General features: G+C 55.3%; 14 protein-coding genes. 11 read left to right on the top strand and 3 right to left on the bottom strand.

Annotation, left to right across the window (positions count from 1 at the left end; genetic code table 11):
- Positions 1 to 116 precede the first annotated feature (116 nt).
- Together LAO76_27215 and LAO76_27210 are read right to left on the bottom strand one after the other, a co-directional pair.
- The gene (locus LAO76_27215) at positions 117 to 437 is read right to left on the bottom strand and encodes a hypothetical protein (protein MBZ5494633.1); all 321 of its coding nucleotides are present in this window, start codon (positions 435 to 437) and stop codon (positions 117 to 119) included.
- Positions 438 to 476: 39 nt separating this feature from the next.
- A complete protein-coding gene (locus LAO76_27210) occupies positions 477 to 1,292 on the bottom strand; it encodes an IclR family transcriptional regulator (GenBank protein MBZ5494632.1) in 816 nt (271 codons plus the stop codon).
- Positions 1,293 to 1,482: 190 nt separating this feature from the next.
- Here LAO76_27210 and LAO76_27205 point away from each other — a divergent pair, with 190 nt between their 5' ends.
- From LAO76_27205 to LAO76_27165, 9 genes are all read left to right on the top strand, one after another.
- On the top strand, positions 1,483 to 2,268 hold the full coding sequence (locus tag LAO76_27205; GenBank protein ID MBZ5494631.1) for a hypothetical protein: 786 nt from the start codon (positions 1,483 to 1,485) through the stop codon (positions 2,266 to 2,268).
- A gap of 3 nt (positions 2,269 to 2,271) precedes the next feature.
- The gene (locus LAO76_27200) at positions 2,272 to 3,306 is read left to right on the top strand and encodes a tRNA-dihydrouridine synthase (protein ID MBZ5494630.1); all 1,035 of its coding nucleotides are present in this window, start codon (positions 2,272 to 2,274) and stop codon (positions 3,304 to 3,306) included.
- Positions 3,307 to 3,476: 170 nt separating this feature from the next.
- Entirely contained in the window at positions 3,477 to 4,658 is a 1,182-nt protein-coding gene (locus tag LAO76_27195; GenBank protein ID MBZ5494629.1) for a NarK/NasA family nitrate transporter, read from the top strand.
- Positions 4,659 to 4,783: 125 nt separating this feature from the next.
- Positions 4,784 to 5,875, top strand: a complete 1,092-nt coding sequence (locus tag LAO76_27190) for an MFS transporter (GenBank protein MBZ5494628.1) — start codon at positions 4,784 to 4,786, stop codon at positions 5,873 to 5,875.
- Complete coding sequence (locus tag LAO76_27185) at positions 5,857 to 8,079, top strand: molybdopterin-dependent oxidoreductase (protein ID MBZ5494627.1); 2,223 nt, start codon at positions 5,857 to 5,859, stop codon at positions 8,077 to 8,079. The genes LAO76_27190 and LAO76_27185 overlap by 19 nt, the downstream gene beginning before the upstream one ends.
- Positions 8,076 to 8,696 carry a 4Fe-4S binding protein gene (locus tag LAO76_27180; protein MBZ5494626.1) on the top strand — a complete coding sequence of 207 codons (621 nt, stop codon included), beginning with the start codon at positions 8,076 to 8,078 and terminating at the stop codon, positions 8,694 to 8,696. The genes LAO76_27185 and LAO76_27180 overlap by 4 nt, the downstream gene beginning before the upstream one ends.
- A gap of 1 nt (position 8,697) precedes the next feature.
- Entirely contained in the window at positions 8,698 to 9,237 is a 540-nt protein-coding gene (locus LAO76_27175) for a Rieske 2Fe-2S domain-containing protein (GenBank protein MBZ5494625.1), read from the top strand.
- The gene (locus LAO76_27170; protein MBZ5494624.1) at positions 9,234 to 9,473 is read left to right on the top strand and encodes a hypothetical protein; all 240 of its coding nucleotides are present in this window, start codon (positions 9,234 to 9,236) and stop codon (positions 9,471 to 9,473) included. The genes LAO76_27175 and LAO76_27170 overlap by 4 nt, the downstream gene beginning before the upstream one ends.
- Positions 9,474 to 9,577: 104 nt before the next feature.
- Positions 9,578 to 9,952 carry an AraC family ligand binding domain-containing protein gene (locus LAO76_27165; GenBank protein ID MBZ5494623.1) on the top strand — a complete coding sequence of 125 codons (375 nt, stop codon included), beginning with the start codon at positions 9,578 to 9,580 and terminating at the stop codon, positions 9,950 to 9,952.
- A gap of 95 nt (positions 9,953 to 10,047) precedes the next feature.
- Here LAO76_27165 and LAO76_27160 read toward each other — a convergent pair whose 3' ends face one another.
- On the bottom strand, positions 10,048 to 11,103 hold the full coding sequence (locus LAO76_27160; protein ID MBZ5494622.1) for a hypothetical protein: 1,056 nt from the start codon (positions 11,101 to 11,103) through the stop codon (positions 10,048 to 10,050).
- Positions 11,104 to 11,207: 104 nt separating this feature from the next.
- Between LAO76_27160 and LAO76_27155 the strand changes: the two genes are divergently transcribed.
- Both LAO76_27155 and LAO76_27150 read left to right on the top strand, forming a co-directional pair.
- Entirely contained in the window at positions 11,208 to 11,483 is a 276-nt protein-coding gene (locus tag LAO76_27155; GenBank protein MBZ5494621.1) for a hypothetical protein, read from the top strand.
- On the top strand, positions 11,480 to 11,690 hold a 211-nt coding region (locus LAO76_27150; protein MBZ5494620.1), incomplete at its 3' end, for an isochorismatase family protein. The genes LAO76_27155 and LAO76_27150, both read left to right, overlap by 4 nt.

Here is an 11,690-nt window from a genome sequence, read left to right as displayed (position 1 = left end):
CAGGCGCTTCCATCCCACATCATTGGTCATTCCATGATCGTAGGCATGCGCGATTGACGGCGCGTGGGAACAAGCCATTCCGGCAACAATTTTCGCCATCCGCCATCTCCTTTCTGTTATTCCAAGCCAAGCGCGAATGCTTTGTTCTGCTCTGCCTGTCGCTTAAGAAAATCCACAAATTCCTGCTTGCTCATGCCGCGCATGGCGCCTTCCAACTCCAGAAATTCAATATTGCTGGCCGCGCCGAGTTTGGTCAGCACGTAGATGCTTACGCCGGCCTCAGCCAGTGCGCGCCATTCGAGATGGAGAAGCATTTCGCGCTCTCGAGTGGTCAGCTTATAGCCGCTCGCGTACGTCTCCGGGGCAGCGCGGAATTGCTGCCGTTTGGCTTCGTCCCGCAGTTCGTAACAGGCGCGACTCAGTTCGTATAAGCTCATAACATTCCTTGCTATGCTTCCGTCTTCGGCGACGGATATTTATGCCGTTGCACTCTTTACCGCAGCGACATCACGTCCGCGGCCCAGATCGCGCGACAACCGCTGTGCTGCATTTTTTAATGCCTGTGCCAAGCCGGAATCCGGATCGGCCGGCACTGAAGATAGAGTGCCGACAAACGCAATGGTTCCAGCAATTAATTCATGATCGAAGACTGGCGCGGCCACAGCGCGAATACCTTCAGCCACTCTGGAGTTCACAAAGACGCCGTTTTTTTGCGCATCAGACATCCCTCGTTCTATCTCCCGGCGCTGGCCTTCAGAAAAATGTGTTAGCAGTTGATGAACACGCTGGCGGTCTGGATGAAAAGCTAAATAAAGATGGCCCTGGGCGGAATCGAGCGGCAACATCGCGCCCAGCCGGATGTGCAGTTGCACCAGCTTTGACTGAGGTTCCCGCACACGCACAACAACGGGACAATCCCCTGACCACAGGCTCAATACGGCCGTCTCCTGCGCTTCTTCAGCCAGTTGAGAAAGATAATTCTCAGCCAGTTCCACGATCTGCACGCCGCCAACTGCCGCCGCGCCAAGCTGGATCAACAAAGGACCCAGGGCATATGCGCCTTCGCCTTCAGAGCGCAGAAAGCCTGCATGTGAGAGCGAAGCCAGATAACGGTGAGCGGTGGAGCGCCGCAGGTGCAGCGTAGAGGCGAGTTCTCGAACTTTCATCTGGCGTCCGTTGCCCGCGAAAACTTCCAATACGCGTGCCAGCCGGTCAATGACTTGAATCGTAGAACCCCGTCCAATCACGGTCTTTTTAGCGTGCTTTCGGGTTGGTAGTGACTTTGGAGCCATGATCAATTTGCGAGATGCTGCCCGCATTGTGGGACAACCGAATGTTATTTACTCGCTCTTCAAGATGTCAAGCCCCGACCAGACTTTAGGGATTCGTTAGCTTTTGCGAAGTTCAAGGAAGTTCTTTCTCCGCAGCAGACGACTTTTGGAACAACCCGTATGCGGTACAATAACTCTCATTTTGACGAACATGCCAAGTTCCGCTGCCCAACTACGCGAGAAGCTGAATGCGCGCGCCGCGATAGGAACGTTTGTAAAAATTGGTCGCCGTGAGGTCATTGAGATTCTGGCACTTGCCGGATTGGACTTTGCCATCTGCGACATGGAACACTCTCAAATTACCGAACAGGAAGCAGGAAATCTGATCACCGCGGGACGCGCGTGTGATCTGCCCGTGATTGTGCGCGTCGCGCATTTTGATTCTGGCCAGATGAATCGATTGCTGGAGGCAGGCGCAGCAGGAATTCAATTCCCACAAGTGCAGACCAGGGAGCAGGTGTCGGCGTTTCGCTCCGCATGCAAGTATCCTCCAGAGGGTTCGCGCAGTCTTAGCTTGGCCCAGCCTGCGGCCGGTTATGGAACAGAGCCGCTTACGGAGTATATTCAGCGCAGCAACCGAGAAGTTCTGCTCGTGGGACAACTCGAGAGCAAAGATCTGGAAAGGCCTCTGAAGGACTTGATAACGGGGCTGGATATCGCATTCATCGGTTCTCTTGATTTGACGGTCGACATGGGCGCGCCAGGTAAGCTCGATGATCCAGCGGTGCAGCAACGTATTCACGAAATTGAAGAAGCCGCCGACGTTGCCAACGTTCGTCTGGGGATCTACGCTGACTCGCCTGCGCGCGCTGCTCAAGCCGCCGCAGCGGGCTATAGGATGATTGCACTCTCTTCAGACCTGGGAGCTTTAGCGGGATCTGTGAAAAGCTGGGTCAAGCAACTAGCAGAAATCTCAGCGAGTGCGAATAAAACATAAGGTATGGACTTCTCCATTGATCTGGGAAAAATCCGGCTGAAGAATCCTCTGATCTGCGCGTCCAGCGAAATCACCATGACCGCTGACGGTATCCGCGCCGCCATCGATGCGGGAGCCGGTGCGGTGATTGCAAAATCAGTGAACGAATTGCCTGAAGCAGCGGCGCAGCTATCAAAGGCCGATTACGTTCTGCTCGATGACGATTGGCGCGTCATCCCCTGGGACTCACCACGACGGCGGAATGCATCATTATTTTGCCGCTCCGGTCTCGCGCAGATGCCGCTTGAACAATGGCTGGCTATGCTTGTGGAGCTGGACGGTTACGCAAAACAGAAGCAGAGCATTGTCGTAGGCAGCATAACAGTCGCTCAACCCGGTCCCGCTGCGGAGATAGCAGGAAAAATGGAAGCGGCCGGGCTGCGTTGGGTCGAATTGAATCTAGGCGCCCCGCATGGACGCGAAGCCTCTGCTGTTCGCCAGGTTACCGCGCAAGATGCGGTGCGCAACTATGTCCGGACGGTGCGGCGCGCGGTTTCCATTCCACTCGCGGTCAAGCTTACCGCGCAGGCGGATGATCCGCTGGCTCTGGCGGCAATCGCGATGGAAGAAGGCGCTAACATGCTGGTGCTGACCGGGCGCATACAAGGCTTCATGCCCGATATCGAAACGCAAAAACCCATTCTCGGCTCATGGGGCGCGATCGGTGGAGGCTGGGCACTGCCCGCAAGTCTCTACTGGGTCAGCAAATGTTGGCGAAGCGTCTCAAAAGAAGTTCCCATCATCGGCACCAATGGCGCGCGCACGGCGGAAGATGTTGTACGGTTTCTATTGAGTGGAGCGCGAGCCGTGGAACTGGCGAGCGCCGCTATCATCAACGGCCTGCAAATTTTTCCTGAGATCATTACCGGCATCCGTAGCTATTGTGAGCGCAAACACATTCTGCAGCTTCAGGAACTCATCGGCAAAGCTGCTGATTGCGGTTTGGCATATAGTGAAATACCCGCTAAAACGAATCAGCGCTTCCCGTGGGATGTCTGAAATCAACCACCCCCAGTGTCGCCGCTGAGCCGGAGTGACGCGCGATAAGGAGGGATATGAGAGGGAATGTGAACTTCTTGAGGGAGATCTACTTCCTGATTTAAACGCGGTGTGATTTTTGTCACATGCCGGCGAGCGCCTCCTATGAAAACATGGGTTTCATATCATCTATGAACTCTAAATCCAGTCGCTCGAATACATTGCAGTTGATTCTCGGCACAGGCGCGTTCGCACTTTGTTTTGCTGTTTTTGGCTCGGTTTCCGCCATGATGCCGGTGCTCAAAAAGACGTTCCACCTTGCGCCTGTGCAGGCCAGCATCGCCATGGCAATTCCGGTTTTGCTGGGCAGCCTGGGACGGATTCCGCTGGGTCTTCTCACCGATCGTATGGGAGGACGAAAGGTCTTTACCTGGACCATGATCGTGTCCGTAATAGCGGCGGTATTGATGGGCAAGGTTGAAAGTTATCCGCAACTGCTTTTGTTCGGCTTCTTTACTGGAATCGCGCTGGCCAGTTTTTCAGTCGGAGTGGCTTTTGTCAGCGGATGGTATCCCCCGGAAAAACAGGGATTTGCTCTTGGCGTTTACGGCGCCGGCAACGTTGGACAATCCCTGGCCGCTTTCGGAGCGCCACTATTATTCATACACCTGGGTTTCCGCAATACGTTTTGGACCTTCGCAGGATTGCTGGCCGTGTGGACCGTAATCTTTTTCTCGTTTGCCAAAGATGCGCCGCGCACTGCGCCACCCAAGTCGCTCAGGCAGATGGTCCGGCCTTTGCGCGAAGGTATGAGCTGGGTGCTGAGTTTTTTTTACTTCCTCACTTTCGGCGGTTTTGTGGCCATGAGTATTTATCTGCCTATGTTCCTCACGGAGCTTTTTAAGCTGACGCCGCAGGACGCAGGCATGAGGACTGCGGGGTTTGTTCTGTTGGCTACCGTCATGCGGCCCGTAGGAGGATGGCTCTCCGATAAGATCGGCGGCTTGACGATCCTGATCGGGATTTTCCCTTTTGTCACCGCAATGGCCTTGTTGCTGACCTTTCAGACAATGGTACCGTTCACCCTCGGGGCCTTGGGGATGGCCGTCGCTATTGGCCTGGGCAATGGCGCGGTGTTCAAGCTGGTCCCTCAATATTTCCCGCAGTCGGTGGGCGCCGTTACCGGTCTGGTGGGCGCAATGGGAGGACTGGGTGGATTCTTTCCTCCGCTGGCGCTGGGCCTCATTCGGCAGCAGACGGGTTCATTTATATGGGGGTTCGTGCTGCTGGGCTGCTTCGCACTGATTTGCCTGCTGGTGGCAAAGCTAACTGCGCAGGGCCGCTTCCAAAAGCATATCGCAACCGTGGCCTAGGCGCACGAATGAAATCAGGCCATCGCACCTCGACATTCTATTATCGTTAGACGATATACTTTTGGGAGTGAAGAGGTTGATGCATGAACTCGGCTGAACGCCCTAATCCATTCTTAAAGGCATCAATGACGAACCGACGAGACGTGATTCACGCGACGTTCTGGGGGCTGGGTGTGGCCGCAGTGCTGCTGGTGGCTATCTTCATTGGAAGCAATTCACTGAAGCATTATGACGCGGCTCTTGTGCCGTACACCGGCGCTTGCGTGTTCTCGGCCTTTGGCATCGGATACCGTTTTGCCATGTGGCTGCGGCGTCCACCAACGCGCAAATACTGGTTTCGCGGCTGGCAAATCTTTTTTCGTCCTTCAAAACTGGCGCGCAATGTTGTCCGGCTGGCGCAAGTGTTCTTCTCCGATTTCGTTGAGCAACGGTTCATTGAAAAGCGGTCGCCCGCCCGCTGGGCTGCCCACTGGCTGATTGCCTGGGGCTGCATTCTGGCCGCAGCCGTGACCTTTCCACTTTCTTTTGGATGGGTGCATTTTGAGAGCGCACCCAACAATCAGGAAATCTATCGCGGGTTTGTTTTTGGCCAGCACGTCTCAACCTTTCATCTGGGTACCATCACCGCTGCGCTTACCTTCAACATTCTGGATATTTCCGCTGTGATGGTGCTGATGGGAGTTGCTCTCGCATTGTTCCGGCGGGCGCGCGACCGGGGAGCTATCTCCGTCCAGCAGTTCGCGCAGGATATGATGCCGCTGCTGATGCTCTTCGCGATTTCGATCACAGGACTCTTCCTGACGGCATCAACGCACTTGCTGCATGGCCTGAACTACGGTTTTCTCTCGCTGTTGCACGCCGTGACCGTGATCTTCACTCTTCTGTATCTGCCATTTGGAAAGTTCTTTCATGTCTTCCAGCGGCCGGCGCAGATTGGCGTGCAGTTCTACAAGGAAGAAGGCGCGCGGACGGAGCAAGCCATGTGCTTGCGCTGCGGAGCGCCTTTCGCGTCACGAATGCACGTTGAAGACCTGAAGAATGTGGAGAATTCACTGGGAATTCATTATCAGCTTCCGGGTGGAGGCCATTATCAGGATGTATGTCCCGCGTGCCGACGCAAATCGCTTGCCATGGCGCAGGACGAAAAATGGCGCGAACAAGGCACGCGCGCTGCCGCTTCACAACCAGCCGGAGGTATATGGCCAAACCACCAGTAACAATCCCCGAGTTGGTGTCCCAGTTCGGCCCCACGCTGAACCGGATTCCCGCACACGGATGGAATGCCGAGGTCGAACCGGACCGTATTGTCAAAACCCACTGCTGTTTCTGCGGACAGCAGTGCGGCATTCAGCTCAAGGTAAAAGACAACAGAGTCATCGGCTTTGAGCCATGGGAAGATTTTCCTTTCAACCAGGGCCGGCTCTGCCCTAAGGGCGTCAAGCGATACATGCAGGATGAGCACCGTGATCGCCTGAAAGCGCCGCTGATGCGCAAAGAGGGCACAGGTTTTGTGCCGGTGAGCTGGGATGAAGCGTTGGATAAAGTTGCTGGTGAGATCAAGCGCATCCAGCAAACCTACGGCCCCGATTCTTTTGCGCTGCTGGGTGGGGCTTCCTTAACCAATGAAAAGGCCTACCTCATGGGCAAGTTTGCCCGTGTGGCAGTGAAGACCGCCAACATCGATTACAACGGGCGGCTTTGCATGGTCTCAGCCGCGGCGGCTTCAAAAAAGATTTTTGGGATTGATCGCGCAGCGAACCCCTGGAGTGATATTCCATTGGCCAAGGCCATTCTGATAGCCGGGGCCAATGTCGCCGAGTGCGCGCCCATCACGACAAATTATCTGTGGCAGGCGCGAGAAAACGGCGCCAAGGTGATTGTGATGGACCCGCGCATGACACCGATTGCCCGCAATGCCGATCTATACATCCCGGTGCGTCCCGGCGGCGATATCGGAGTCTTCAACGGCATGCTGCACATCATGACCGAGCGCGGCTGGATTGATCGTGAATTCATCGCACAGCACACCACGGGCTGGGAACAGGTCGAAGAGACAGTTCGGAAGTACACGCCGGAGTATGCTTCCAGGATTGCGGGCGTCCCGGCCAGCATGATCGTAAAGGCCGCGGAAATCTGGGGGCCAGCTTCCACCAGCTTTCTGCTGCATGCGCGTGGTATTGAGCACCACACCAAAGGCGTACTGAACTGCATGGCGGCGATCAATCTGGTGGTGGCCACGGGACGAATCGGACGGGAAGGCTGTGGCTACGCGATGATCACCGGCCAGGGTAATGGCCAGGGCGGCCGAGAGCAGGGTCAGAAATGCGACCAGCTTCCGGGCGGGCGCGATATTGAAAATCCCGAGCATCGCAGGTACATCGCCGGCATCTGGGGCGTGCCGGAAGAAACCATTCCTCACAAAGGGCTTTCGATCATCCCAATTTTTGAGGCCATTCATGCCGGCAAAATCAAAGGATTGCTGGCAATCTCTTCCAATCCCATGGTCTCACTGCCCAACAATTCTTACATCCGCGAGGCCTTTGAGAAACTGGAGTTCTTCTCACAGATTGATTTCTTCATGTCTGAGACGGCGCGCTATGCGGATGTGGTGCTGGCAGGTTCTCTGATGGAAGAAGATGAAGGCACCACCACCAATGTGGAAGGCCGTGTGATCCATCATAAGAAAGTCGTAGATCCTCCGGGCGATGCGCGCGTGGACTGGAAAATTATTTGCGATATAGCTGCGCGCCTGGGTCAAGGCGGCAAATTTACGTTTGACTCCCCTAAAGAAATATTTGATGAGCTGCGCGTCGCGTCCAAAGGCGGCGTCTGCGATTATTACGGGATTACCTGGGACCGCATTGACCGGGAGTACGGCGTTTGCTGGCCTTGTCCGTCTGCCGATCATCCGGGAACGCCCCGGCTTTATGAAGGCAACAAGTTCAATCATCCGGACGGCAAAGCCCATTTTCAGCCGGTGGAGTGGCAGCCAGCAACCGAAGAGACGGACAAAGAGTATCCCATCATTCTTACGACCGGCCGCGTGGTCTCCCACTATCTCTCCGGAACGCAGACGCGCAGAATTGGCGCTCTGGTGGACCAGTATCCGCAACCTTTGTGTGAGATGCATCCCCAGTTGGCGGCCAAGCTGGGCATTGCGGAAGGGGACTTTGTGAAAGTTGAAAGCCGTCGCGGATCGGTGACCGTGCGAGCAAGCGTGGTGAAGACGATTCGTCCTGATACGGTGTTTATCCCATATCACTGGCCGCTTGATCGGGCCGCCAACAACATGACGGTGCGCGCCATTGACCCGATCTCAAATATTCCCGAGTACAAGATCTGTGCCGTGCGTGTGAGTAAAGTGCCGGAGCCGCATGACGCCATTGCTGAACTGGAAGTGGAAGCCGGGGGAGTGCGATGAACGGCACAAATGGCCTGGAGTTCTTTATTGACTATTCGCGCTGCATCGGCTGCAAGGCGTGCGTGCAGGCGTGTGAAGAGTGCGACACGCACCGCGGTGTCTCCCTCATCCATCTTGAGACCATCATGCGGCCTGACAGCGTACAGACCGCGCCCCAGGTCTGCATGCACTGTGAAGATCCCATCTGCGCGCAGGTCTGCCCGGCGGATGCGATCAAGAAGACGCCGGACGGCGTTGTGCAAAGTTCCTTGAAACCGCGCTGCATTGGCTGCTCAAACTGCGTGCTGGCCTGTCCGTTTGGCGTACCCAAGTACAAGGCAGAGATAAACCAGATGATGAAGTGCGATATGTGCTATGACCGCACCAGCGTGGGCAAGCGGCCCATGTGCGCTACGGTTTGTCCTTCCGGCGCGCTCACATTTACTACGCGGGAAAACATTGAACGCACCCGGCAGGGAATGGCCATTCGCGACTGGCAGTTTGGTGGCGAGACCGTTCGGACCAAGGTGAATGTGCTGGTCCCACGGAACGTACAAAAGATAAATGTGACAATTGAGCAGATTGGAACGACCGCCACAGACGAATACGACGTGGCTAACCTGCTCATGGGAGACTGAAATGCCTGAAGAAAAGAATAAAGAGCAGGACGAATGTTTTGAGTGCAAGAAGCAGCAGAAGAAAGATGCGCGGTGGCGGCAGGATTTTCCCGTGGAGTGGGAGAGTGACAATTATGTGACTCGGCGGGAAATGGTCAAGTTCCTGGCTTTGGGTTCACTTACTATTGCCGGAGCGAATGCCGTACTCGCAGGAATTCCCCACATCGTTAAAGCATCGGAAATGCCGCGATCCAGGGTGGCCCTTGCCTCTTCCATTCCCGTTGGTGGATCAAAACTATTTTCTTATCCAACAGGAGAAGATCCCTGCATTCTTGTCCGCCAGGGCAACGGTGATCTGGTTGCGTATTCACAGGTGTGCACACATCTCTCCTGTGCCGTGGTACACAATGAGAAAGAGAATGCTCTGTTCTGTCCTTGCCATCACGGTTATTTCACTGTGGATGAAGGGCGGCCGTATGCCGGTCCGCCAACGCGGCCACTGCCACGGATCAAGCTGGAGCAGCAGGGCAATGAGATTTTCGCCATAGGAGTGGAAGTGTGATGGACAACCGCCAGGCACAGGGAACCACACTCTTCACGGCATTGCTGGTACTGATAGGCATCGGCGTTGTAGTGCAACTCTGGCTTCTGGCCGCCTCGGTTGACGCGCTCATGCGTCACCAACAGACAATACCGCTGTATGCCGCGCTTGGATCCGCGGTGGTTTTCGTAATCAACGGTCTGCTGGTGCTCTACGTGATCAACTTCGACAAGAAGATCAAACCCGGCCGCAATTAACCCAAGCGCGATAGCGTTGGATGCCATTCGAAAGGACCAGAAAGATACTGTTAATCACGGGAGAGCCGAAGCCGAACGATGCCGGCACGATTGAGGATGGAGCCGTGAGTGATTTAAACCAGGTAGATTCAAACCAGGTCGATCTAAACCAAGTCGATTTAAACCGGGAGATCGCCCGGCTGCAGGCGGGAGCGTCGTCCGAGGAATCGGGCCGCAAATCGAAGATGCTGGTCAAGCACCCTGAGTTTCGGATCGTGCTAATCACGATGAGGGCCGGAAGCCGATGGGAAGACCACAAGACGAACGCTCGAATCTGCCTTCATGTTCTTCGTGGCGATATCCGGTTCCACACAGCGAACGGAAGGTTTGATCTTCGGCCCGGTCAACTACTTACACTTGCTCCCAGCGTAGTGCACAGCGTGGACGCTCTGGAAGAGAGCGCGTTTTTGCTGACACTTTCTTCTGCAAGCCAGCCTTAAGGATGGCCGACGCATCACGATGGCCAGCCCCAAAAGACTTTCAGCCACACAGATCACTCGGAAAAAAGATCAGCCGAAAAAAAATCGGGCCGGAACTATGAGGACGGGACTTGGCCGACAGCGGGCCGCAAATGAGCTGGCGGCTGCCTGAAGGTGAGAAGCAGATTCAAAGCAAACACAGTGACTGCGGCCAGTTCACAGATTGCAGATACCGGCAAAATTTTCCAGGCCGGCAGCCAGTAGTTTTCATAGGCCAGAATTTCACTGCTTACGCGCAACAGGCAGCCTGTGTTCAGCAACAGCAGACATGTCAACATGAGTCGCGGACTGTACAGCACACGCATTCCCGCGAAGGCGGGCAGTACTCGCTGGCCAATGGCAAATACCATGGTGGCAACAAAGCCAACGGTGAGCGCATGGCGTGAAGCGCCAATCCATCCATGAGCGTGGTCGAAATAGACGCCGCAAATTCCGACCACGGCGGCGATTATCAGCCACAAGTAGGCAATCCGCACAAACGCGGGAAATGACGCATGGACTCCAGCGATTTTTGCTTTTTGAATTGGCTGTTCGAGGAAACGAAAGGCCGCAACCGCAACGACCGCCGCAACCGCGATGACCCAGTGCGCAGCCTGGGTGAAGCCGGCCACGGCCAGCAGCACTCCCGCGATGCTGAACGAGAGAGCGTAACGGAGCGCCCGTTCTTGCAGCGGTTTTAGGCCGAGGAAGACCGGCAACCACCGCGCGCTGAATCCCCAGACTGTGGGAACAATGAAGGCATAGGCGACCAGGAACAGAAAGCGCGCCTCAAAGATGAGCGGGAATGCAGGCCCGGTGTTGTATATGCTGACGTAAATCGCGATGATTAAGTTCAGCAGCAACGCAGCGCCAAAGCCGGCGGTCCCGATCAGCACAGAGACGATCCACAGAGGAATGCGCTGGTTCTCGTTGCCAGGCTTGGCTGGGCGATGGCTTCGCACCGAGTAGAGGAAAATGGCAAACCCGGTGAGCTCGAGCGCCGCGGAAACCGGCAGCAACACGCGCCAATAGAGATGATAGAAACCGCATGCCCAGCGCAAAAGTACGCCCGACGTCCAGAGCAGCCACGCGATCCAGCCGCGCAGGGCAGGTTGAATGCTCCCACTCGTCATCTTGGGAATGGAGTAGAAACCGATGCCAAGAATCCGATTTAAATTTAATTGATCACTTTTGCGTTGTCACAGAAATTTCTGTAGCCGCTAATGGTGAACTTCATTTGAAAAAACTCTTCATTGTGAAACAGCAAGGCGAAAGGGAGAGAATCTATACAAATTATATTGCAAACGGGCTTCTGCAATCTTGGGATAAAGCTGCTAAAAGGCTAAAGCAAATTAGTGGGAAAAACGTAATATTCGAATATTTCTTCCAAGATTTGGACGGCCAGTTAATTGAACTGGACGAGTACCAGAAAAAGCAATTTCAAAAAAGGGTGCCTCTTTTTAAAAGCCCTTATCAAGTAAGGTGTGAAGGTGGTGACGAAGGAGGCGTATGAAAAAAGCTTTGTTATTAATCGATATCCAGAACGATTACTTCCCCGGCGGCAAGATGGAGCTGGTGGGGATCAACGAGGCCGCCCTCCAGGCCCAGGCCCTGCTGGCGGAGTTCCGCCGGCGGCGCTGGCCCACCTATCACATCCAGCATGTCTCCCTGCGGCCGGGCGCCCCCTTCTTCGTGCCCGGGACTCCGGGGGTGGAAATCC

It is taken from the genome of Terriglobia bacterium, from assembly GCA_020072645.1.
Taxonomy (GTDB): Bacteria; Acidobacteriota; Terriglobia; order Terriglobales; family Acidobacteriaceae; genus Angelobacter.
Note: the sequence above shows the minus strand (reverse complement) of the source record. Positions and strands in the feature narration are given on the sequence as shown.